Genomic DNA, 23324 nt, shown 5'->3' with positions numbered 1-23324 from the left:
AGCATGCCTCTTGTGACCGGAGTACTCAGCTGATCCGAGTCAGTCGGCCGTCGGGGAGGACGCGGATGGTGGTTCTGCGGGCGCCGACCGTCAGATCGACGAAGAACATGGTGCCGACCGTGCGGGTCTTGTAGGTGACCGTTTCGGTGGAGTTGGCGGGGACGATCGCGGAGAGGATGGTGGCTGTCGTTCCGTTGCGGCCGAACTTCACGACCGGGGCCGGCTCGCGGTGGAAGATGTCGGGGTAGTACCAGCCCTGGACCGGGTCCTGCTGGCCTTGCACGACCGTGATGCCGTCTTTGGGCGGCTGCTGCTGGTAGGGGATCTGGAGCAGATAGGTCTTGGACTTGTCGCCCGGCTTCGCGGCGACGGCCGTCGTGGGGGACTGGACGGTGATCTTCTGATCCGGCGCGAGGTGCCAGAGGGTTTCATAGCGCTGCGGGCCGACGGACTGGCCTCGGTCAAGGGTGATGATCAGGTCCGGGTCCTTGAGGACGAGTACGTCGCGTTTGCGCGTCACGCCCGGCGCCGGGGAGTCGGCCAGCGAGTACGACTCCGCGGTCGGCGTGATCGACGCCTGCACCAACTGCGTCTCCACCGACGTCATGTCCGCCGACGGGATCGTCATCACGTTGTGCGCGGCCGCGCTCTTCGACCACGCCTGCCACTTGTCGAGCTGGTAGCCCGAGTGTCCCGGGTCGATCAGGACGTCGCGGCCGTGCGACGAGTACGTGATCGACATGTGGTCGTCATGGCCGTGCAGCCGCCGCCCCACGCCGTACCGGATGCTGTACGTCGACTCCTGCGCGAACGGTCGCGTCTCGCCCCACCCGGTCCGGCCGAAGACGTACCCCGCGTCGTACACCGCGATGCGCTTCGACGGCTTCGTCCCGCGCTTCCCGAGCGTGGCGACATAGTCGAGCGCGGTCCCGGCCGCACCCGTCGGCTTCTGCGCTACGGCGTCACCGACCTGCTGCAGCTCACCAGTCGACTTGGTCGCGAGCGCCAGCCACTCCGACAGCGCGGCCCGCCGCTGTGAGATCACCGGTCCGGGGTTCGATCCGCAGCGCTGCAGGGCTGTGGTCGCCCGGCCCCACAGCAGGTAGTTGAACATCGCGTACCCGACCGACTGCTCGTTCGTCGAGCCTTGCGTGTCGATCGCGGTGGTGATCGCCTCGGTCAGCCGATTGACCGCGAGCGTCTTCAACTCCGGCCGCTTCAGCGTGCAGCCGACCCCGAACAGCGCGATGCTCTCGTCGGTTCCGTGGTTCGACGGGCCGCTCCAGTTCACGATCATGAACTGCGCATGGTCGATCAGCGCCTTGTCGAGCCAGGCGTACTGCGCGGGCAGGCTGCGGACATGCATCCCGGTCAGAATCGCCTGGCGCGCGCACAGCAGCACATTCGTGCGGTGCATCGTGGCCTCCCACGCGCCGACGTCACCCTTCCACGAGTACGGGTTGTCCTGCACCCAGTCGTGGATGATCGCCATCGTGTGCGCGAGCACCTTCCGGTCGCCGCGTTGTCCGGCTTCGATCCCCTGACCCAGCCAGCGCAGCGAATGCAGCCACATGTACCAACTCGGCTTCTTATACGGGTCGGAGCGCCAGTTGATGTCGCCGTTCCCGTTGCCGACCTTGTACGGCGGGTCGTCGCCCCAGGAGAACGTGTCGTTCATCAGCATCGACACCGGGACCTTCGACTGGATGCCGCTGTACCCCGAGCACTCGTACGTGCCGGTGTTGGCGACCGGCGTCGCCGGCGGGGGAGTGGCCGGGGTGTCGACGCCCGGGAGCGGTTCGTCGGTCGAATCCGGGAGGGTGGGCTTCGGGCTCGGCGTACTGGGCTTCGGTCGGCTCGGCGTCGGCGAGCCGGCGGCGACAACCGGCGTACTGCGGTCGCGGGTGCCGGGCATCAGCACGAAGACGGCGCCGGCGAACGCGACCGCGCAGACCAGCACGCAGGCAAGCGTCAGCGCGACGGTCGTGCTCAACCGCCTCGTGCGCTGGGGCGCCACTCGCTCCCCCTCCCGGCCCGGCTCTCACCAAGCAAGACGCTCCGACCCACCCGATTAGTTGCGTCCAGCCCCCGTCGAAGCGTAGCGGTGGGACGGTTCAGCAATCGGAGGCTGCCGACGGTACCGGGATCGGCGTACGTCGGCCGGCGGCCGCAAGCGCGGTGACACCCAATCCGGCGATGCTCGCGGCGGCGGCCACGATCGCGCAGGTGATGAAGCCGGTGCTGAGGCTGTGGGCTGTGCCCAGTAGGGGGCCGAAGGTGGCCACGCCGATGGCGCCGCCGATCTGGCGGGAGGTGTTGAAGGCGGCCGAGGCGGCGCCGTGCAGGTCGGGTTCGACGGCGGCGATGGATTGAGCGGTCATGGTGGGGACGAGGAGGCCGGAGCTGAACCCGATGGGGACGAGGGCGAGAACCATCGGCCAGACGGCGGACGCGGTACTGGCCCAGGCGAGTCCGAGGAGCGCGAGGGTGAGGACGGCCTGGCCGATCGCGAGCACGGCGGGGCGACCGAGGCGACGGGTCAGCGGGGCGGAGCAGAGGTTGGCGATCGAGATGAGGCCGGTCAGCGGTAGGAACAGGAGGCCGGTGACCAGCGGGCTGAGTCCGCGGCCCTGCTGGAGCAGCAAGCTCATCGTGAACAGCACGCCGTAGAACGCGAAGTTGAGCAGCGTGCCCTGGGCAGCGGCGGCCGCGAAGCCACGGTCGGCGTACAGCTTGAGCGGCAGCAGCGGTGCGCCGACGGAACGCTCCACGACGATGAAGGCGACCAGCCCGGCGACCATCAGCGCGGCCGCACTCAACACCGCCGGATCGAGCCACCCGCGCGTCGGCGCCTCGATCAACGCGAAGACCAGGCCACCGATGAAGGCGGTGGCGGTCCCCATCCCGGCAAGATCCATCCGACGAGCCCGGCGAACCACCGACGGCATCGAGCGCATCGCCCAGATCGCGGCCGGGATCCCGATCACCACGTTGACGGCGAAGACCGCTCGCCAGTTCGCGAGCGCGACCAGGCCGCCGCCCAGGAGGGGACCGGCCGCCATCCCGGCGCCACCCGCAGCGGCCCACCAGCTGACCAGGCGGTGCCGGCTGTGCTCGTCAGTTGCCGACGCGGTCGCGAGGACGAGCGCGCTCGGCAGCAGCAGCGCCGAGCCCGCGCCCTGGACGAGCCGAGCGAGATTCAGCATCAGCATCGAGCCGGCCGCCGCGCACACCGCGGAGGACACGGTGAACACCACCAGCCCGGTCAGGAAGGCCCGCTTCGCGCCGAGCGTGTCCGCGATCGCCCCGGCACCGAGCATCAGCGCCGCGAACGACAGCGTGTAGGCGTTGAGCGACCACGCGAGCTCCGCGCGGGACGCGTTCAGGTGGGTGGCAAGCTGGGCGAGGGTGACGTTCACGATCGTGCTGTCGATGAAGACCATGAACGAGGCGATCAGGGCCAGCGCGACGACGGACCGGCGGTGCTCGAAGGGCATGACACCCACCCTACGTCGCTGTTCGATGTGCGTCGAACAATATTTCGGTGCGCGGACGCGGTACCGTTCTCCGCGAAGGGGGTACTGCGGATGGATCTGCAGCTGGGTGGGAAGACGGCGGTCGTGACGGGTGCCGGCCGAGGAATCGGCCTGGCGATCACGCGCTCGCTGGTCGACGAAGGTGTGAAGGTCGTCGCGGGCTCGCGCACGATAGGCGCGGAGCTCGAAGGGCTACCCGTCGAGGCGTTCGCCGTCGATCTCGGGACGACGGACGGTCCGGCGCGGCTCGTCGACGAGGCGGTCAGCAAGGCCGGCGGGTTCGACATCCTGGTGAACAACGTCGGCAGCGTGCGTCCGCGCCCGGGCGGGTTCGCCTCGGTCACCGACGACGACTGGCTCGAGACGCTCAACCTCGACCTGATGTCGGCCGTTCGTACGACGCGCGCCGCGTTGCCGATGCTGATCGAGCGGTCCGGCGTCATCGTCACGGTCTGCTCGGTCAACGCGACCCTGCCCGACCCGCTGGTGATCGACTACAGCGCCGCGAAGGCCGCATGCCTGAGCTTCTTCAAGTCGTTGTCGAAGGAGGTCGGGCCGAAGGGCGTCCGGGTCAACACCGTCAGCCCCGGTCCGGTCGCGACCGACCTGTGGCTGGGCAAGGGTGGCGTCGCGGAGACCGTCGGCGGTGCGGTCGGCGCCGCGCCGAAGGATGTCGCCGCTCAGGCTGCGAAGGACTCGGTCACCGGCCGCTTCACGCGTCCGGAGGAGGTCGCCGATCTGGTGGTGTTCCTGGCCAGCGACCGCGCCGGCAACCTCACCGGCGCCGACATCATCCTCGACGGCGGCATGACACCGACGATCTGACCGACGCCGATGGTCTGACCGACGCCGATGGTCTGACCGGCGGCGACGAGCTGACCGGCGGCGACGAGCTGACCGATCCCGGCGCCGCGGGACCGGCGCCGGGATCGAGCTGTCAGGCGGCGAACCCGGGGTCGGGCTCGGCCACGTGGCAGGCTGCCTCGTGGTCCTCGCCCAGGCGGCGGAGGACCGGCGTCTCGACGTGGCACCGATCGACCGCCAACGGGCAGCGCCAGCGGAAGCGGCACCCCGGTGTCGGGTCGATGACCTTCGGCGGCTCGCCGGTGTCGCCTTCGATCCCCGCGGCCAGCGGCGCCCGCGGATCCGGCACCGCACCGAGCAGCAGGTCCGTGTACGGGTGCTTCGGGTTCGCGAGCACCGATTCCGCCGGGCCGGACTCGACGATGTGCCCGGCGTACATGATCATCAGCCGGTCCGCGACGTACCGCGCGCTGGCGATGTCGTGGGTGATGTAGAGGAACGACACCCCTTCGGTCCTGCGCAGCTCGGCCATCAGATTCAGCAGGCCGATCCGGATCGACACGTCGAGCATCGACACCGGCTCGTCGGCCAGGATCAGCTTCGGTTTGTGCGCGAGCGCCTGCGCGAACCCGATTCGTTGCCTCTGGCCACCACTCAGCTCGTACGGGTACCGGTGCATGATGTCGCCGGCCGGCGTCAGCCCGACCGCCTCGATCACCCGCGCGGCCTCGTCCTCCCGCTGCGACCCGCTGAACTCGGGCCGGTGCAGCTTGAGGCTGCGCAGGATGCCGTGGGACACCCGGAACGCCGGATTCAGCGAGCTGAACGGGTCCTGGAACACCATCGGCACGTCACCGCGGTAGGACAACTGGTCCTTGCGGGACCTGAACGTCGACATCGCCCGGCCCTGGTAGAAGATCTCACCGCCGGTCGGCTTGTACACGCCCGCGAGCAGCCGCGCGATCGTGCTCTTCCCGCTGCCGCTCTCACCGGCGAGCGCGACGATCTCCTGCCGCCCGATCGAGAAGTTCACGTTGTCGACGGCGTGCAGCATCTGCCGCGAGAACCCGCGCCCGACCTTGAAGTGCCGGCTCAGGTCCCGCGCCTCGATCACCGGCGCCGCGGCCGATTCCGTCATCTCGCGCGATTCGGTATCCATCGAGGTCATCGGGCCTCCCGGCCTGGACTGAGGAGCGGAGGGAGCGAAGCGACCGGAGCGACGAGGGAAGGCCGGGAGTCACAGCCCGATGACCACGCCGGTGCCGAAGGCCCGGCCAAAAGTACAGTCATGACACCTCCCGGGCGGATGCGATCGACGGTGCGTGCAGTAGGCAACGAGATTGGACGGCGCCGACCTGGTAGAGATCGGGCTCGATCTTCGGGCAGTCCTCGAACGCCTTCGGGCAGCGTGGCTGGAACCGGCAGCCGGGCGGCGGATCGGCGAGGTTGGGCGGGCTGCCAGGGATACCGGTCAGCGGCACCTTCGGCCCGCGGATCGACGGGAACGCATCAAGCAGACCTTCGCTGTACGGGTGCTCCGGGTGATCGAAGACCGCCCGCGTCGCGCCGAACTCGACCACCTGCCCGGCGTACATCACCACGAGCTTGTCGGAGAAGTGGCTGACCAGCGACATGTCGTGCGTGACGAAGATGACCGCGAACCCGAGCTTGCGCTGCAGCTCCTTGATCTGCACCATCAGCGACCGCTGCGCGACTACGTCGAGCGCGGACGTCGGCTCGTCCATGATGATCAGGTCCGGCGTGAACAGCAGTGCCATCGCGATCATCGCGCGCTGCCGCATGCCGCCGCTCAACTGGTGCGGGTAGCTCTTCAGGTGGATCGGGTCGATGCCGACCAGCCGCAGTACCTCGGCCGGCCGGTTGTCGTCGACCACCTCGTCGTGCGCCATGATCGTGTCGTGGAACTGCGCGCCGATGCTCTTCACCGGGTTCAGCGCGTTCATCGCGCTCTGCATCACCACGGAGAAGTCACGCCACCGCAGCGACGCGAGCTTCTTCTCGCTCATCGTGACCAGGTTCTGCCCGAGGAACTTCACGCTACCGCCGGTGATCGCGGCCGGCGAGCTCAGCAGGTGCGCGATCGCGAACAGCAGCGTCGACTTCCCGCAGCCTGACTCGCCGACGACACCGACGAACTCACCTGCCTGTACGTCGAGATCCACGTGGTCGACCGCGACGACCGGGTGTTGACCGGTGTCGTACTCGACGGTGAGATCACGGACCTCAAGAAGCTGATCGGGCACGTCGCCTCCGAACCGGCCGCAGCGCGGGATTGCTGATCTCGTCGAACGCATAGTTGAGCAGGGCAAAGGAAACACCGAGCAGCGCGACCGCCAGACCCGGCGACAGCGCCCACGCGGGTAGCCCGTTGACCAGGGCGCCCTGGTTCTGGGCCCAGTAGAGCATCGTGCCCCAGCTCAGCGAGTTGGGGTCGCCGAGGCCGAGGAACTGCAGGCCGGCGGCGGTGAGCACGGAGTACAGCGCGGCGCCGAGGAAGTTCGCGACGATCAGCGAGATCATCGTCGGCAGGACCTCGACCACGATGATGTACGACGACCGCTCGCCGCGGACCCGGGCCGACTCGAGGAAGTCGCGGTTGCGCAGCGACAACGCCTGGGCCCGCATCTGCCGTGCGCCGTACGACCAGCCGGTCAGGATCAGCACGACGATGATCACGGTCAGGTTGCCCTTACCGGCGTACGTCGCCAGCACGATGATCAGCGGGAACGTCGGCAGCACCAGGAAGATGTCGGTCAGCATCGACAGGCCGTCGTCGGCGTAGCCGCCGAGGTAGGCGGCCGAGACGCCGATGATCACGGACAGGATCGTCGCGCCCAGTCCGGCGACCACCGCGATGATCAGCGACTCACGGGTGCTGTAGATCAGTTCGGCGTACACGTCCTGGCCGAGGCCCGTCGTGCCGAGCCAGTGCTTGCCGGACGGGGACTGCAGCGGCAGTTCGCCGATCGCCCGCGGATCGCCGTGCAGCCAGGGCACGAACAGATGCGGGAACGCGGCGAGCAGGATGAACAGCACCAGCAGGCCGGCGCCGATCATGGCCTTGCGGTTGTGCATGATCGCGCGCAACAGCCCGCCCCGCGGTCGCCGGGTGGCAGTGGTGGTTGTCGGCGCGGCGGCGCCGGTGACGATTGCGCTCATCGGCTATCCCTTCGTCCGGGCTCGTGGGTCGAGGAGGAACACCGCGAAGTCACAGAGCAGGACGCAGATCAGCACGGCCAGCGTCACCAGCAGGAAGAGGGCCTGCAGCAACGGATAGTCGGTGCTCACGGTGGCGTTGTAGAACATGTAGCCGAGGCCGGGGTAGTTGAATACGTACTCGACCAGGATCGTGCCGGAGATGACGAAGCCGAGCGACATCGCGAACCCGGACAGGTTGGGCAGGAACGCGTTCCGGCCGGCGTACCCGAACATGATCCGCCGGCTCGGGATGCCCTTGGCCCGCGCCATCCGGACGTAGTCCTCGGCCAGCGTGGTGATCATGTTGTTCCGCATGGTCAGGATCCAGCCGCCGATCGCGGTGATCAGGATCGTCGCGGCCGGCAGGATGCCGTGTTTCAGGACGCTGAAGATGAACTCACCGTTGAACCCCGGCGTCAGTCCCTGGTCGTAGTTGAAGTCGTTGGGCAGGATCGCGTGGTCACCGATCGCGAACAGCGAGATGAACAGCAGCGCGACCCAGAAGTACGGCAGCGCCGACGTGACGATGAAGACCGGCGGCACGACCCCGTCGATCAGCCCGCCCCGCCGCCAGCCGGAGATCGTGCCGATCAGCGTGCCGATCGCGAACGCCAGGATGGTCGTGATGCCGACCAGCCCGAGCGTCCAGGGCAGGGCACTGCCGATCAGCGTGGTCACCGGGACGCCGAGGCTGCTGCCGATCGACACGCCCCAGTGCCCGGTGACCATTGCTTTCAGATACTCCAGGTACTGCAGGACGATGTTCTTGTCCGGCTCGAAGCCGAACTCGGCCAGGACGGTCCGCAACTGGTCCGCCGTGACCACCGAGCCGCCCTTGCTGAGCCGCTCCCGCAGCGCCTCCTCCGGACTGCCCGGCATCATCCGCGGGATGAAGAAGTTCAGCGTCATCGCGGCCCAGAGCGTGAGCACGAAGAACCCGAGACGTCGTAGCAGGTATCTCACCGCAAATAGCTCCTCGTGCTCACGCTGGACGGTACTTCCGGACTACTTCTGGACTATTTCTGGACTACTTCTGGGCCGACTTCGAGTACAGGTTGGCCAGTACCTGTCCGGCGTCCGGGATGTTGTACGGCGCCGGCTGGGCGTACGGGTTGTCCTGCGTCGGCCAGCCCTCGATGTCCTTGGTGTTGTACTGGTACCAGTCGACCGACTCGGTCGTCGGGATCAGCGGGACATCCTTGATCATGTACCCAGAGATCTGCTTGATCAGCTTGACCTGGGTGTCAGGATCCGCGCTGGCGTACTGGTCGAACAGCTTGTCCACCGCGGGGTTGCTGTACCGCGAGTAGTTGCTGTTGGCCTGCTTGCCGATCGGGGCGGTGTTCTTCGAGTACAGCAGCTGCCGCAGCTCGTAGTACGGCGTCGGTCCACCGGACAGGCTGGAGTAGGCCAGGTCGTAGTCACCCGTGTACAGCTTCTGGTTGTACGACTGCTGCTGCAGGTCCTGGACGCTCAGCTCGATGCCGACGGCAGCGAGGTTCTGCTTGACCACGGCCAGGGACGCGTCCCAGTCGGTGTAGCCGGTCACCGTGATGACGCTGAGCTTGAGCGGGTTCGACGACGAGTAGCCGGCGCTCTGCAGCAACTGCTTCGCCTTGTCGACGTTCGGCTTGTCGTAGCCGGCCGCCGTCAGGGCGTCCTTGTCGAAGTACTTGTCGAAGGTCGGCGTGACCACACCGGTCTGGTTCGCGGCCGGCTGGTAGCCGCTCTCACCGATCTTCGAGATCTGCTCCCGGTCGAGCGCGTAGGCCAGTGCCTGCCGGACCGCCAGCTTGCTGGTCGCCGGGCGGGACGGGTCGTTGTTCGGCACCAGGGCGACGTTCGCGGTCGGCGGGAACCAGTAGTTGTTCTCCGGCGACTTCGACTTGTAGAACTTGTCGATGTTCGGGATGTACTGACCGCCCCACTGCGCCTTGCCGCTGGCGAGGTCGAGGTTGGCCGGGTTGTTGTCCAGGTACGCCGGGTACTGGACCTTCTGGATGTACGGCTTGCCCGGCTGCCAGTAGTTGGCGTTGGCGGCGTACGAGATGTTGTTCGCGGTGCAGGACTCGACCGTGTACGGACCGGTGCCGACCGGCTTCGGGTCCGCCCAGGTGGCCGGCTTGGAGGCCGCCTCACCGGTCGACCAGATGTGCTTCGGGACGATGTCGACCTGGTTGGCGAAGTTGAAGAAGTACGGCTCGGCCGCGCCCTTGAACTTCAGCGTGACCTTGTTGCCGGCCGCGGTGACGCTGGTCAGCCCGGCGCCGGTCCACAGCGCGTAGATGTCCAGGGCCGGCTGCGCCTTCATCAGGTTGAACGTGTAGACGACGTCATCGGCGCTGAACGGCTGCCCGTCGCTCCACTTCACCCCGTCGCGGATCGTGAAGACGATCGAGTCCTTCTTCGGCGACCAGGCGAAGTCGGTGGCCAGCATCGGCGTGGTGGCACCGGCCTTCAGCACGTTGACGAAGGTCAGCGGCTCGTAGACGAAGCCGCCCGCGACGCCGTTGACCGACGGGTTGAACGGGTTGAACTGACACGGCCAGGTCTGTCCGCCGACGTTGGCGATGGTGACCGTGCCGCCCTTCTTGTACTGCCCGGTGCTGCCGCCGCTGCTCGTCGAGGACGACGGGTTGCTTGACGACGCCCCGCTCCCGATCGGCTTGTCGCCACCGCCGCACCCGGCGGTCAGTGCGCCGACCGCTATCGCGGCGACCGCGATGCGTGTGATGCCCCTCATCGTCTCTGCCTTTCGCTACTGGTAATCCTGCTCATGCGAATGCTTCTGCACCGAGGACAACTCCTGCTGCCTCGACGCCAAGGGCGAGCGCCCCGATCAGCGGAGCGTCCGAAGGAAACCGGGCCACCGACAACTCCGGTGGGAACGGGACGGCCACGTCGAGGGCGCGACGCAGGCCGGCTTCGATCTGGTCCCAGGAACGAACCAGGCCGCCGCCGACGACGATCCGGACCGGATCGACCGCGATGGCCAGGTTGGCGAGATGCATCGCCAGTTCCCGGACGAACTCGTCGGTGAGGACGGCGGCGTCCGGCTGGGTCCGCGCCATCGTGAAGACGTCGGCGGCCGTGACCGGCTGCCCGAGCCGGGCGGACCCGGTGGTCTCGAGTGCCTGACCGCTGACGACGTGTTCCAGGATCGTGCGCTCGTCCGCGTCGACGTACACGTCGCCGGCCGAGCGCAGGTTGTAGCCGATCTCGCCGGACGCGCCGTGCGCGCCGGTGATCACGGTGCCGCCGGCAACGATCGCGATCGCGAGACCGGTGCCGAGATTGACGTACAGCCCGGGGTCGCAGTCCGCGAGCGCGCCCCAGCGCAGCTCGGCCGCCGCGGCCGCCTTCACATCGGTTGCCAGCCGCACGGGTACGCCGGGAAAGCCGTCCCGCACCAGCCGGCCGAACGGGAGGTCGTCCCAGCCCGGGAAGGTGGGAGCCAGTTCGACGCGGTCGTCGTACGGGATGCCGAGGGTGGCCGCGCCGACGCCGGCGAGCTCCTGGCCGGGGGCAACCTCGGCGAGCAGTTCGTGACCTGCGGACAGGCCGCGGGCCATGGCCTCGGCAGCACCGCCGGACGCCCCGTCGAACTCCGGGCGGCTGTCGATGGTCCGCGTACCCAGACGGCGTCCGGACAGGTCGCTGACCGCCAGGGCGATCTTCGTCCCGCCGAAGTCGAGTCCGAGGACGACCGGCGTTGGAACCACGGGGGTGGCACCTCCTCGGGCCAACCAATAGAATCGATAGGAAACTAACTTAACAACCAACGGACCACAAGCCTTAACTCCGAGTTGGTGGTCGAGTTGTTAACAGCGAGGGGGTCGACGTGACGGTTGTTGCGCCAGGTGCGTCCGCGGCACGCCCGCAGCTGATCCGGGAGATCAACGAAAAGGTACTGCTCGATCACATCCGGCGATCCGGACCGATCTCGCGGACGGAGCTCGCCGGGCTGACCGGATTGTCGAAACCGACCGTGTCTGCGGCGCTGAGCTCACTCGAGCGGACCGGTCTGGTGCACGTGACCGGCCAGCGCACCGGCGTACCAGGACCGGCGGCGAGCCTGTACGAGGTCCGGCCGGACGCGGGGTACGTGCTCGGGCTCGACGTCGGGCGGGAATTCCTGCGCGGGGCGATCTCGGATCTCGCCGGCACAGTGCGTGCGCGGCTGAGTGTGCGGACCAAGGCCGGCGACGCGATGGCTCGCATCCAGGAGCTGGCGGACCTGACCGCAACCCTCGCGACGGAGACGGGGATCGACGTCACGCAACTGACCCAGACGGTCCTCGGGAGTCCCGGTGTCTACGACCCGCGACTCGATGCCTTGACACTGACGGGACGACTGTCCGGCTGGGATTCACCGGCGACGCTGGCGGCGCTGCGCGACCGGTTCGGTACGTCGTTGATGATCGAGAACGACGTGGACGCCGCCGCGATTGCCGAGCGGGTGCACGGGCACGGCCGGAACGTCGACAGCTTCGCCTTCGTTTCGGTCGGTACCGGTATCGGTATGGGACTCGTTCTCGACGGGAAGCTTCGGCACGGATCGCACGGAGTAGCGGGGGAGATCGGGTACCTGCCGTTCACCGAAGGCAGCGGTAGCGATCAGCGGGATGCCCGTAAACGTGGCGGTTTCGATGCGTCGGCGTCGGCGGCGGCTGTAGTGCGAGCAGCACGGCGGGCCGGCGTCCGCGGGGCGTCGACTGCCGAGAAGGTGTTCGCGGCCGCCGCTCGCGGCGACGCCGTAGCAGCCGCCGTCGTCGCCGAGGAGGCACTGCTGGTCGCCAAGGCGGTGTGCACGGTGATCACTGTGGTGGATCCCGAGCTGGTCGTGCTGGGCGGCGGTATCGGCCAAGCGCCCGGCTTCCTCGAAGCCGTCTCCCAGCAACTTCACAGGCTCGCCCCGGTGATGCCGGATGTGAAGGCCAGCGTCCTCGGCCGCGAATCGGTGGTGGCCGGTTGTCTTGCCGCCGGTCTGGATCGGTCCTGGCAGACCCTCGTCGGCCGGGTCGGAACCCAGGGCTGATTTCTGCACCGACGGTTCGAGTTCCGGGCGTGGATCGTCCGGAATGGTCAGTAGGGTTCGAGCCATGATCGCTATGTACCCGAGCTTTGTGATGGATTGCCCCGACGCCGGGGCCCTGGCGCGGTTCTACGCCGAGATCCTGGGCTGGAAGGTCGAGGCCCGCGACGACTGGGCCGACATCAAGCCGGAGGACGGGAGCAACTGCATCTCGTTCCAGCAGGTGGAGAACTTCAAGGCGCCGTCGTGGCCGGGTCAGGACGTGCCGCAGCAGATGCATCTCGACGTCATGGTCCGCGATCTGGACGAGGCAGAGGCCGAGGTGCTGAAGCTGGGGGCGACCAAGCCCGAGCACCAGCCCGGGACGACGTTCCGCGTCCTCCTGGACCCGGCGGGGCACCCGTTCTGTCTCTGCGTCGACTGAGATCGCCTAGGGTTGGGGCGTGACGAGTTGGCGCGAGGAACGGCGGCAGGCGGCGGTCGAGCATGCCGCTGCGCTCGAACGCCGGAAGGCCTCGGAGACCGCTCAGGCTCGTCAGCTCCTCACCGACTTCATCGCGACGCTGAAGGAACGGGGCGTCGAGCCGGAGCCCTTGCGCGCGCAGGTCGTCGGGACGAACACGAGCTATCGGACCGACCTCACCGGGTGGTACCTGCGCCGCAACCGCTCGCTCGCCGTGGATGTCGAGGGCAACTTCTACATCCTCGGCGTGCCCGCGAGCCTCAAGGCCCGCGTCGCCGGCGTGCGAGTCGCGCCGTCCGACCCACCGCTGATCGTCGGCCAAGGCGCCCGCGACGGCGAGTCGCTGCCTCTCGCCGAGCTGCTACGCCTTCGCCTGGAGTCCTGACAGCACGCTCTCGATCAACGCCGTACCGGGCGCTGTCCGGCCGCCCGGTCCGGGTGACGGCATGACGTCGTCCATCTCCAACGCCTCGCCGCACTCCGAGCAGCACACCGTTGCCCTCGTCACCTTGCCGCACGTCGTGTGCGTGAACCGGAGCGGCTGGCCGGCCGGGGGAGTCGCCCACCGATCGCCCCAGGCGGTCAACGCGATCAGGATCGGCACGAGCTCCTGCCCCGCCTGGGTCAGCTCGTAGCTGTACCGGACCGGGTTCTGCTGGTACGGCGTACGTCGTACCAGGCCGCCGTCGACGAGGGTCGTGAGCCGATCGGTGAGAAGGTTGCGGGAGATCCCGAGGTCCGTGACGAACTGGTCGAACCGATTCAGGCCCAGGTAGAGATCGCGCAGTACCAGCGGCGTCCACCAGTCACCGATCAGCTCCAGGGACTGGGCGAGCGAGCAGTGCATCGAGGCGAAGCTGGTGTTCCGCATGCCCCGAGTGTAGTCAGTTGCGTCATTGAACTCACTCGCTCTAGGGTGACGGCATGGGCCTTTACCACCGGATCGTGGCGCGGCAGGTGCGGAACGCGTTCGCGCAGATCAGCGCGGGCAACTGGGAGGCGATGGTCGCGGGGATGGCGCCGTCGTTCACGTACCGGTTCTACGGGGACCACGCGCTGGGCGGCGAACGCCGGACCCATGAAGCGCTGCGCAGTTGGTGGGAGCGATGCTTCCGACTCCTGCCGAACACCCGCTTCGAGGTGCGGGACGTGCTCGTCAACGGCTGGCCCTGGAACACCAGGGTCGCGACAGCAGTCACCGTCCACGTGGGCGTCGTGGACGGTTCGACGTACGAGAATGTCGTTCATCAGTTCCTGCGGATCCGGTGGGGCAAGATCACCGAGGTGCGGACGCTCGAGGACACCGCCGTGCTGGAGAAGACCCTCGACCGATTGGCCGCTGCCGGGTACGCCGAGGCGCACGCCGCGCAGATCACTGGTTGAGACTGTCCGGCTTGAGGCCTTTGAAGGTCAGGTAGAGGCCGATCGACAGCTCCCAGAGAGCGACCGGCACGGTGGCGATCCCCGACCATGCGGACAGCTGCGTGTTGTGTCCGAGGACCGTCAGGATGTTCGCGGTGAGCAGCAGCGGTGCGCCGATGAGGCCCATGATCGGCATGAAACGCGGGACCCGGCGGGAGCGGTACATCAGGGTGCCGAGCAGGATCGCGCTGATCGCGGGCATGGTGCCAGGGCCGAAGAGGAAGGTCCAGTTGCGGACCTCGACCAGCGCGCGGCCGACGGTGGCGAGGGCCGCGGAGTCCGTCCCCTGAGCACCGGCGAGGTCCTGTCGGAGCGTGACGACGGCGACGAGGCTGACGACACCGATCATGATCACGGCGGCCTCGACCGTGCGGGACGTGACGAAGCCGAGGGCCAGCGACTCCTTGTGCCGCTTCATGACCGGGAACAGGGCGACGGCGCTGCCGATGCCCGCCAGGGCGTTGACGAAGTCGAGGAGACATCCCCACAGCACACGGGTGTCCTGCCCGGCCCCGAGGATGTAGTTGTGATCGTTCAGTACCGGCCCGATGAGGAACAGTGCGGGAAACGAGGCGGCGAACGTCACCAGGTAGAAGATCCCGGCGGCGCGGGCGTGGCCGCGGTCCGGATCGGTGGTGACGGTGCTGACGGGGGCGGTCGCGGCTGGTGCGGTGATGGTCATGACTGTTTCCTTTGCGGTTGATCGAGGTCGACCCGGTCGACGGACAGCAAGGGCAGACCGAGGTCGCGGAGTCGTTGCAGCAGGCCGTGCAGGGCTGCCTGATCGGCCAGGGGGCCGTGGAGGACGGTGGTGCCGTCGGCGTGGGTGCGCAGCGTCATACCGTCGAACCACGCGGCCCACCGGGGATCGAGACGCCCGTGGAGGCGGATTTCGTACCAGGCTGATTCGTGGTTCATGCCTGCAAGTTAGGAGCGGGCCTGGTGAGGGCGCATCACATCATGTGGTGATCTTCAGCGGGTGAGGAGACCGAGCTGATGGGCTCGCCTTATCGCTGCGCGCCGGTTGTTCACGCCGAGCTTGGTGTAGATGTGTTTGGTGTGCGTACGCACGGTGTTGAGCGACACCACGAGCTCGCGTGCGATCGAAGGTCCGTCGAGCTCGCTCGTGAGCAACCGCAGTACGTCGAGCTCGCGATCGCTGAGCGGGTCGAGCAGAGTCTGCGGAGTGCTGACGCGTGTGGGCTGCCGGGCAGCGTCGAGGAGCCTTCGTACGTACGCCGATGCGGGTCGGAGCCGCTGAAGCATCGTCAGCATGGGCTCACCTTCGGCGACGAAGACCCGGACGTAACCTTCCGGTTCGGCCAGCGTCAGTGCTCGTTCCAGAGCCGCCGGATCGCGGCCGGCGAGGGCCTGAAGGACGAGGATCTCGATCAGGCTGCCGGTCCGGTCCTCCGCGGCCGCTCGCAGCCTTTCGAGTAGCGGTACGGCGTCCTTGCGCTGAGCCATCATGAGCCGGGCCGCGGTGATGTGCTCGTACTCGTGCAGATACGACAACTCGTCAGGCACGCTGTCTGCCCACTCCTGCGCCGCGGACAGGTCGCCTTGCCTGATCAGCAGTCGTGCTCGTACGGCGGTCAGCGGGCGGACGTTGGGGGAGAAGTCGCCGACGTACACCGTGATCGCGGCGTCCAACAGGTTGAGTGCGCTGTCGAGATGGCCTTCGGCCTCGCGGATGCGGGCCATCGCGAGTCGCCAGCGGTACGGGTTCTGCGGGAGGTCGGACGCCGCGCCCAGCTCCTCGGCGCGGCGCAGGTAGTCGGTGGCCGCATCGAGATCGTTGCGCTCCCAGGCGATCCGGCTCAGTCCGACGTACATGTCGGATGCGCCGCGTATGCCGTCACCGGCGAGGGAAAGAGCTCGTTCCAGCGTCGCCTCCGCCTGACGGAGCCGGCCCTGGGTCATCTCGAGGTCGGCCAGCGTGACGGAGCAACCGAGGACGTCGGAGATGTGGCCGGCGCGTTCGAGCCCGGCGGCGGCCGCGGCGTACCCGCGATGCGCGGACTCGATATCCCCACCGGCCCAGGACGCGAGAGCAGACAGCGCCGACGCGGCGGCGATCGTGAGGTCGTCGCCGGGGATGGCGAGATCGAGCGCGACCGCGGCGTGCTCGATCGTGCCGGGTGGATGGCCCGCTATGAGGTCGAGCGCGGCCCGGTACGTCTCGATGGCGCTCGGCAGGCGCTCGAGCTCCGAGCGATCAACGACGACGAGTTCGTCGGCAGGCCCGGCCAGTTGCCGCTCGATGTCCTGCAGCCGTTGCTCGACTCCTGGGAACTCGTTGCTTGCCATCAACGCTCCGACGAATCCGATCGCGAGCACCGGCCTCCGCCGTACGACGTCCTCGGGGATGTCGTCGAGCCAGCGCCGGATCGTCGCCTCCTGCCGGTCCCGCCTGAGCGCAGGGACAGCGAGCTCGACCAGGTCCGCGGCATGGTCGACGTCTCCGGCCGCGACGGCATGGTGCACGGCTGCGACGGTGTCGCCGGCATCGTCGTACCACTTGGCTGCGCGTCGATGCAGGTCTGTAATGTCGCCGCGCTCGGCGAGTAGACGTGCTCGTAGGACGTCGGCGAAGAGGTGGTGATACCGGTACCACTGCCGGCGATCGTCAAGCGGTACGACGAACAGGTTCTGGCGCTCGAGCGATTCGAGCATCGCTCTGCCACCGGGCTGTCCGGTGACGGCATCGCACAACGAACCGGTCAGTCGATCCACGATGCTGGTCTCGAGCAGGAACCGGCGTACCTGCGCCGGTTCACGATCGAGCACCTCGTCGACGAGGTAGTCGACGATGTACCGGTCGTCGCCGGCGAAGTCGTTGATGAACCCGGTCGCGTCGCTGCGACCGCGCAACGACAGTGCCGCCAGTCCGAGAGCGGCGATCCAGCCTTCGGTGCGTTCCTCGAGCGTCGCGATCGCGTCGGCGTCGAGCCCCATCCCGGTGAAGTAGCTGCTCACCTCTTCGAGCGTGAAGCGCAGATCGGCGGCCCGTACTTCGACGAGCTCGCCCCGGGCACGCAGGCGCGCCAAGGGGAGGGCAGGGTCGGCCCGGGTGCTGATCAGCAGGTGCAGCTGAGGCGGCAGATGATCGAGCAGATAGGTCATGCCCCGGCTGATCTCGAGGCTGTCGGCGAGGTGATAGTCGTCGAGGACCAGATCGATCTCGCCCGGCAGAACGCTGAGCTCGTTGAGAACGCTCGCGAGGATGGTCTCGATCGGCGCGGGACCCGACTGCAACACCGTCAGTGCGTCGTCGGCGACCCCCGGTGCTGCGCGATCGAGCGCGGTCAGAACGTACGTCCAGAAGGCGACCGGGTCCTGATCGCTCTCCTCCAGCGATACCCACGCCGCGCCGTCAGAGGCCCACTCCGATACCAACGTCGTCTTGCCGAAGCCGGCCGGAGCGGACACCAGGGTCAGCCCGGTGCCGTCCTTGCGCAGCAGCCGCTCGTCAAGCCGTGGCCGGTCCACCAGACCCGGCCGGGTCCGCGGCCGGAAAAGCTTGGTCTCGACGAGAAGGCCGGCCATCACACCCCCTCCGGTACGACGTCCTGGGACGAGAGTAAGCCCGCGATTGTCGTCGGCCGACGACATCTTCCCCCGGCGCGGACCGCGATCTACCGTGTGGGAGCAAATTCCCTGCGAGTCGATCCGGAGCGGGCCATGGCGTCGAAGTCCTGGAGTTCATGTGTTGCCTTGACCTCGGCAGCTGTGCTGACACTGGTTGCCGGGGTGGCCGCGCCCGCCGCCGACGCGAAGCAGCCGGCCGGCGGCACCACCGCGAAGGCACTGGTCTTCATCCCGAACCCGGTGCAGTCCAGCGGCGACGAGTCGCTCACGGACCAGAAGGACTCCGCGACCGCGGTCCCGCGCGGGGACTACTACCAGGTGACCCTGACCGACCTGGACGGGTCGGGCTACCTGCGCGGCACGTGGGCGAACGTCCGCAGTGCCACCGGCACTCCGGCGTACACGACCAACGGCACGTACTTCTACAACCGCCACGACGACCAGTTCGAGCAGGTGATGGCCTACTTCTGGGGAACCCAGGCGCAGAAGTACCTGCAGTCGCTCGGCTTCGGGCGGGACCTGCCGCCCGTGAACGCCGAAAGCCAGGACTACAAGGTCGACCAGTACGGCCTGGACAACTCGTTCTCCCGCGACGATCACGACACCATCACCCTGGGCAAGGGCGGTGTGGACGACGCCGAGGACGGCGAGGTGATCGTCCACGAGACCGGTCACGCCGTGCACGACGCACAGGTCCCGGGCTTCGGGTCGACCCTGGAGGCCGGCTCGATCGGTGAGGCGTTCGGCGACTACTTCGCGGTGACCGTCGGCGACTGGGTCGCCAAGCAGTACGGCGTACCGGTCAAGGAGCCGCTGGCGTGCGTGGCCGACTGGGACTCGGTTTCGTACACGTCGATCGTCCCGCACTGCCTGCGCCGCCTCGACGCCGGCAAGCACTACCCGGCGGATGTGGTCGGTGAGGTGCACGCGGACGGCGAGATCTGGTCCCAGGCGCTGTTCCAGATCCGGACCGCTCTCGGCCCGGCGGTGGCTGACCGGATCATTATCGACGCGCAGTTCGGATTCGCGCCGGGCACCAGCTTCGCGGCGGCGGCCCAGCAGACGGTCGCGACCGCACGAGCCCTGTACGGCGCATCGCAGGCGGCCGTCGTCCAGAAGGCGTTCGCGGACCGCGGCATCCTCTGATCCCTCCGATTGCGGGCCCGGCCGGAAACCCGGATGCTTTTGTCGGCGGGGCCGGTTACGGTCGGTCGGGTGCTGACTCTGCTTCGCTACGGCGTTCGTGTTGCACCTGGAAGCACCCTTCTGACGATGGGTCTGGCTGTCCTCGGTTCGCTGCTGGGGATGGCGGTCACGTTGCTGACCGGGCGGGTCGTCGGGGCGGTTCCGGGTGTGATCGACGGACGCGCCGATGCGATGTCGCTCGAAGAGTTCAGCTGGCTGCTCGGCGGGCTGCTGGCGGTCTTCGTCATCGACAGCCTGACGCCGGCGCTGCAGCAGGTCGCCTCGCTGACGATGGATGCCGGCATGGTCCGCGCGATCGGCACCGGCATCACCGAGCCGCTGCTCCGCCCGCGTCGCGTGCAGCACCTCGAGGACGCCGAGGTCCTGGATGTGCAGGAGCGTGCAAAGGGCAAGGGCGGATTCCACCTCGCCCAAGGCATGAGCCAGTTGCCGTACCTGCTCGCCAGCCGGATCACGCTGATCGGCTCCGCGGTGATCGTCGGCGCGATGTTCGCCTGGTGGGTCGCGGCCATGCTGGTCGCGATGACGCTGATCCTGGAGTGGTACGGCGGACGTCTGGTCGAGCGTGAGATCGACACCTGGTGGGGCAACACCGAGGAGCAGCGCCGCGCGAGCTACCTGTTCAACCTCGGCATGCGCGACGCCCCGAAGGAGCTGCGGGTCTTCGGTCTGCACAACTGGCTGGTCGAGCGGTATGTCTCCGACTGGACGGCCGGCTACCGCCCGGTCTGGGCCCGTCGCCGCCAGAACGTGAAGTTCTCGATCCTGATCGGCGGCGTGCACCTGATCGCCAACGGCATCGCGATCGTCGCCGTCGGCCGCGCGGCGCTGAACGGCTCGTTGCCGCTCACCCAGGTCGCGACCACCCTGCCCGCGATCCTCGCGATCGGACAGTCCAACAACGGGTACGGCGTGGTGCAGGTCCGCCGCGGACTCTCGGCGTACCGCGCGATGCGGGACCTGCCGCAGACGATCGCCGAGCGGCACCCGGAGCCGGTCGCGGACCTCCAGCACCGCATCGAGACGATGCCGGCTCGGGAGATCCGTTTCGAGAACGTCAGCTTCCGCTATCCCGGGTCGGAGGTCGACGTACTGCGTGGCCTCGACCTCACGCTGCACGCGCACGAGGCGCTCGCGCTCGTCGGCATCAACGGCGCCGGCAAGTCCACCTTGGTGAAGCTGCTCGGCGGCGGGTACAAGCCGACGAGCGGGCGGATCCTGGTAGACGGTGTCGATCTCGCGGAGCTCGATCTGGCGGCTTGGCAGCGCCGGGTCGCGGCGATCGTGCAGGACTTCCTGCGGTTCCCGCTGTCGGTCACGGACAACGTCGTGTTCGGTGCGGTCGAGCGTGCAGGGGACGAGCTGACGCTGGCCAGGGTCGCCCGCGAGTCCGGGATCGACGCTGTCGTGCGGGGTCTGCCGAAGGGGTGGGACACCGTGCTGGACAAGACGTTCGACGGTGGCGTCGACCTGTCCGGTGGGGAGTGGCAGCGGGTCGCGTTGGCCCGGGCATTGTTCGCCGTCCATGCCGGCGCGGGCGTGCTGGTGCTGGACGAGCCGGCCGCGGCCCTCGACGTACGGGCCGAGGCCGAGTTGGTCGAGCGGTATCTCGAGCTGACCTCCGGCGTGGCGTCGCTGATCATCTCGCACCGGTTCTCGGTCGTGCGCAACGCCAACCGGATCTGTGTGCTCTCGGACGGACGCATCGTCGAGGACGGAACGCACGAGGAGCTGCTGGCCGAGGACGGCGAGTACGCCGCGATGTTCCGCCTGCAGGCCGAGCGTTACGTGACCGGACCGGAGGCTGTCGATGCCTAAGACGTTCCGCATCCTCGCCCTCTGGCTGGGTACGTCGTTCCGCGCGGCGCCCGGGCTGATGACGATCTCGGCCGTACTCGTCGCGGCCCGCGCCATCACCGCACCGATCCAGACGTACGGCGTGAGCCGGCTCGTCGACGGGATCGCGTCGGACCAGTCGAGCACGATCGCTCTCGGCATCGCGATCATCGTCGGCTGCCTCGCCATCTCGTTCGTCGCCGACGGACTGGGATGGCCGTTGCAGGACACCGCGCAGGAGCGGATGGCCGGTCGCGTGCACGCGGACCTGCTGGACGTGACGGCTGGGATCCCCGGGCTGTCCCACCACGAGCGGCCAGATGTCGCCGACCGGCTCGAGCTGGTGCGTGAACGTGCCTGGCGGATGGGCGTCGGCGCAGAGGTGCTGTTGTGGGCCTTCGCCACGGTGACGAACACCGTGACGGTCCTCGCGCTGCTCGGGTCCGTGCATCCGCTGTTGCTGATTCTCCCGTTGCTGGGTGGCGCGCGCATCTGGTCGGCGTACCTGAGCAGCACTCGGCAGCAGAAGGCGTGGGAGGACTCGCTGCCGCAGGAGCGCCTGGTCGACCGGCTGATCGAGGTGGCGAAGGATCCGCGGACCGGTCTCGAGCTGCGGGTGTTCGGACTCGGGAAGGTCTTGCTCGACAGGATCTTCGCGCTGCAGACCGAGCGGTTCGAGCGCCGCGTTGCCGCTGCGCGTTGGGGCGGGAAGGTCGACGGCTCGGTGCGGCTCGTGTTCGGCCTCGCGTACGCCGCCGCGATCGTCTGGGTGATCGCACTGGCCCGGGACGGGCAGGCCACCGCGGGCGACGTCGTACTGGTGCTGCTGCTCGCGCCGCAGGTCGATCAGATGACCGGCGGCATCGCCCAGAACGTGTACTGGGTGGGCGAGGTCGTGCGCAGCTTCAGCCGCTACGACTGGCTGCGCGAGTACGCGAAGCAGAACTCGTGGCGCTCCAGCGCGACCCCGGCCCCGGAGCGTCTCACCTCGGGGATCGAGCTGCGAGACGTCGGATTCTCCTACCCTGGCTCGGAATCCGCTGTGCTCAGCGGCATCAGCCTCACGCTGCCGGCCGGTGCGGCGGTCGCGCTGGTGGGGGAGAACGGCGCCGGGAAGACGACCCTGGTCAAGCTGCTCGCGCGGATGTACGACCCGACGACCGGAAGCATTCGGATCGACGGCGTGGACCTCGCGACGATCCAGCCGGACGAGTGGCGATCGCAGCTCTCGGCCGGCTTCCAGGACTTGGTGAAGTTCGAGCTGACCGCGCGCGAGGTCGTCGCGATCGGTGACGTGGCGCGGGCCGGCGACGAGGACGCAGTCCACACCGCGATCGCGCGCGGAGATGCGGAGTCGGTGATCGCCGGGTTGCCGCACGGTCTGGACTCTCAACTGGGCAAGAAGTTCACCGACGGCGTCGAGCTGTCCGGCGGCCAGTGGCAGCGGCTCGCGCTGGCCCGTGCGTTCATGCGCGAACGCCCGCTGCTGTTGCTGCTCGATGAGCCGACCGCAGCGCTCGACCCGGAGGCCGAACACCGGCTCTACGAGCAGTACGCCGAGGCAGCGAAGGTCGCCGCGGCTGAGACCGGCGGGATCACGGTCCTGGTCTCACACCGGTTCTCGACCGTCCGGATGGCCGACCTGATCGTCGTCATGCACGACGGCCGGGTCGAAGAGTTCGGCACTCACCCCGACCTGCTCGCAGCGGGCGGGCGGTACGCCGAACTCTTCGAACTCCAGGCCCGCGCCTACCGCTAGGCCCGCACCCGCCGATCCGCACGCTCAGCCAGCTCGTCCTCACCGACCAGCGTGATCATCTGCCCGTCCGGCGCGCACAGCATCGTCACGGTGAACTTCAGCGGGATGTCGGACCGGTTGTTGCCGTCGCTGTAGTGGATCACGTCACCACCCGGCTCCCAGAACGCCTCACCCGCCTTGATCACCCGCGGCGCCTCACCCTCCAGCTCGAACAACATCTCGCCTTCGACGACGTACCCGAACGCCGGCCCGGAGTGCCGGTGCGGCGGCGCACCCGGATCGCCGCGGCATAGTCGATCACCACCGTCATCGCATGAAAGCCCTCGGGGACGAACGGCGGCTCGATCTCCTGCAACATCGTGAACGCGTTCTGCCAGGTCGTGGACCGCTGCTCGGTCGTATCGGTCATCGAAGGTCACCTTCCAGTCGGTAGTGGATCTCTGCAGGAAAGAC

Annotated in this window: 21 protein-coding genes; 8 read left to right on the top strand and 13 right to left on the bottom strand. The window is 68.2% G+C overall.

Annotated elements, in window-relative coordinates; translation table 11 throughout:
• Positions 1-25: 25 nt before the first annotated feature.
• Both EV653_RS12925 and EV653_RS12920 read right to left on the bottom strand, forming a co-directional pair.
• Entirely contained in the window at positions 26-1993 is a 1968-nt protein-coding gene (locus tag EV653_RS12925; RefSeq protein WP_238159699.1) for a heparinase II/III domain-containing protein, read from the bottom strand.
• A gap of 121 nt (positions 1994-2114) precedes the next feature.
• Positions 2115-3497: an MFS transporter gene (locus EV653_RS12920; protein ID WP_134102060.1), complete on the bottom strand. Its 1383-nt coding sequence runs from the start codon at positions 3495-3497 to the stop codon at positions 2115-2117.
• 90 nt (positions 3498-3587) lie between these two features.
• Here EV653_RS12920 and EV653_RS12915 point away from each other — a divergent pair, with 90 nt between their 5' ends.
• A complete protein-coding gene (locus EV653_RS12915) occupies positions 3588-4361 on the top strand; it encodes an SDR family oxidoreductase (RefSeq protein ID WP_134102057.1) in 774 nt (257 codons plus the stop codon).
• A 112-nt stretch (positions 4362-4473) separates the two neighbouring features.
• On the opposite strand, the gene EV653_RS12910 is transcribed toward EV653_RS12915, so the two are convergent.
• The 6 genes from EV653_RS12910 to EV653_RS12885 form a co-directional block, all read right to left on the bottom strand.
• Entirely contained in the window at positions 4474-5508 is a 1035-nt protein-coding gene (locus EV653_RS12910) for an ABC transporter ATP-binding protein (protein WP_238159698.1), read from the bottom strand.
• A 118-nt stretch (positions 5509-5626) separates the two neighbouring features.
• On the bottom strand, positions 5627-6604 hold the full coding sequence (locus EV653_RS12905; RefSeq protein WP_238159697.1) for an ABC transporter ATP-binding protein: 978 nt from the start codon (positions 6602-6604) through the stop codon (positions 5627-5629).
• Positions 6585-7520 (bottom strand): ABC transporter permease, encoded by a 936-nt coding sequence (locus tag EV653_RS12900; RefSeq protein WP_134102049.1) that lies wholly within the window; start codon positions 7518-7520, stop codon positions 6585-6587. The genes EV653_RS12905 and EV653_RS12900 overlap by 20 nt, the downstream gene beginning before the upstream one ends.
• A gap of 3 nt (positions 7521-7523) precedes the next feature.
• Positions 7524-8522 carry an ABC transporter permease gene (locus EV653_RS12895; RefSeq protein ID WP_134102046.1) on the bottom strand — a complete coding sequence of 333 codons (999 nt, stop codon included), beginning with the start codon at positions 8520-8522 and terminating at the stop codon, positions 7524-7526.
• A 64-nt stretch (positions 8523-8586) separates the two neighbouring features.
• The gene (locus EV653_RS12890; protein ID WP_134102043.1) at positions 8587-10302 is read right to left on the bottom strand and encodes an ABC transporter substrate-binding protein; all 1716 of its coding nucleotides are present in this window, start codon (positions 10300-10302) and stop codon (positions 8587-8589) included.
• A gap of 31 nt (positions 10303-10333) precedes the next feature.
• The gene (locus tag EV653_RS12885; protein WP_134102040.1) at positions 10334-11281 is read right to left on the bottom strand and encodes an ROK family protein; all 948 of its coding nucleotides are present in this window, start codon (positions 11279-11281) and stop codon (positions 10334-10336) included.
• Between the two features lie 119 nt (positions 11282-11400).
• Here EV653_RS12885 and EV653_RS12880 point away from each other — a divergent pair, with 119 nt between their 5' ends.
• The 3 genes from EV653_RS12880 (at position 11401) to EV653_RS12870 (ending at position 13442) form a co-directional block, all read left to right on the top strand.
• Positions 11401-12597: an ROK family transcriptional regulator gene (locus tag EV653_RS12880; RefSeq protein WP_134102037.1), complete on the top strand. Its 1197-nt coding sequence runs from the start codon at positions 11401-11403 to the stop codon at positions 12595-12597.
• Between the two features lie 64 nt (positions 12598-12661).
• Positions 12662-13018 (top strand): VOC family protein, encoded by a 357-nt coding sequence (locus tag EV653_RS12875; protein WP_134102034.1) that lies wholly within the window; start codon positions 12662-12664, stop codon positions 13016-13018.
• Between the two features lie 19 nt (positions 13019-13037).
• A complete protein-coding gene (locus tag EV653_RS12870) occupies positions 13038-13442 on the top strand; it encodes a hypothetical protein (protein WP_134102031.1) in 405 nt (134 codons plus the stop codon).
• On the opposite strand, the gene EV653_RS12865 is transcribed toward EV653_RS12870, so the two are convergent.
• Entirely contained in the window at positions 13419-13928 is a 510-nt protein-coding gene (locus tag EV653_RS12865; RefSeq protein WP_134102027.1) for a winged helix-turn-helix transcriptional regulator, read from the bottom strand. The genes EV653_RS12870 and EV653_RS12865 overlap by 24 nt on opposite strands.
• 53 nt (positions 13929-13981) lie before the next feature.
• Here EV653_RS12865 and EV653_RS12860 point away from each other — a divergent pair, with 53 nt between their 5' ends.
• Positions 13982-14440: a nuclear transport factor 2 family protein gene (locus EV653_RS12860; protein WP_134102024.1), complete on the top strand. Its 459-nt coding sequence runs from the start codon at positions 13982-13984 to the stop codon at positions 14438-14440.
• On the opposite strand, the gene EV653_RS12855 is transcribed toward EV653_RS12860, so the two are convergent.
• Genes EV653_RS12855 through EV653_RS12845 form a run of 3 tightly spaced genes read right to left on the bottom strand, consistent with a single transcriptional unit; the run spans position 14430 to position 18028 of the window.
• Positions 14430-15161, bottom strand: coding sequence for a DUF4386 domain-containing protein (locus tag EV653_RS12855; protein ID WP_134102021.1), 732 nt, complete (start codon positions 15159-15161; stop codon positions 14430-14432). The genes EV653_RS12860 and EV653_RS12855 overlap by 11 nt on opposite strands.
• Positions 15158-15397 (bottom strand): hypothetical protein, encoded by a 240-nt coding sequence (locus tag EV653_RS12850; RefSeq protein WP_134102019.1) that lies wholly within the window; start codon positions 15395-15397, stop codon positions 15158-15160. The genes EV653_RS12855 and EV653_RS12850 overlap by 4 nt, the downstream gene beginning before the upstream one ends.
• 54 nt (positions 15398-15451) lie before the next feature.
• Positions 15452-18028 carry a LuxR C-terminal-related transcriptional regulator gene (locus EV653_RS12845; protein WP_134102017.1) on the bottom strand — a complete coding sequence of 859 codons (2577 nt, stop codon included), beginning with the start codon at positions 18026-18028 and terminating at the stop codon, positions 15452-15454.
• Between the two features lie 135 nt (positions 18029-18163).
• Between EV653_RS12845 and EV653_RS12840 the strand changes: the two genes are divergently transcribed.
• The 3 genes from EV653_RS12840 (at position 18164) to EV653_RS12830 (ending at position 22871) form a co-directional block, all read left to right on the top strand.
• On the top strand, positions 18164-19216 hold the full coding sequence (locus EV653_RS12840; RefSeq protein ID WP_134102014.1) for a M4 family metallopeptidase: 1053 nt from the start codon (positions 18164-18166) through the stop codon (positions 19214-19216).
• Positions 19217-19342: 126 nt separating this feature from the next.
• On the top strand, positions 19343-21094 hold the full coding sequence (locus tag EV653_RS12835) for an ABC transporter ATP-binding protein (protein WP_238159696.1): 1752 nt from the start codon (positions 19343-19345) through the stop codon (positions 21092-21094).
• Complete coding sequence (locus tag EV653_RS12830) at positions 21087-22871, top strand: ABC transporter ATP-binding protein (RefSeq protein WP_134102008.1); 1785 nt, start codon at positions 21087-21089, stop codon at positions 22869-22871. The genes EV653_RS12835 and EV653_RS12830 overlap by 8 nt, the downstream gene beginning before the upstream one ends.
• On the opposite strand, the gene EV653_RS12825 is transcribed toward EV653_RS12830, so the two are convergent.
• A complete protein-coding gene (locus EV653_RS12825) occupies positions 22868-23290 on the bottom strand; it encodes a cupin domain-containing protein (RefSeq protein WP_238159695.1) in 423 nt (140 codons plus the stop codon). The genes EV653_RS12830 and EV653_RS12825 overlap by 4 nt on opposite strands.
• Between the last annotated feature and the right edge of the window lie 34 nt (positions 23291-23324).

This window comes from Kribbella pratensis (assembly GCF_004365355.1).
Lineage (GTDB): Bacteria > Actinomycetota > Actinomycetes > Propionibacteriales > Kribbellaceae > Kribbella.
The sequence above is the reverse complement of the archived record's forward strand: the minus strand, read 5'-3'. Positions and strand labels throughout refer to the sequence as shown.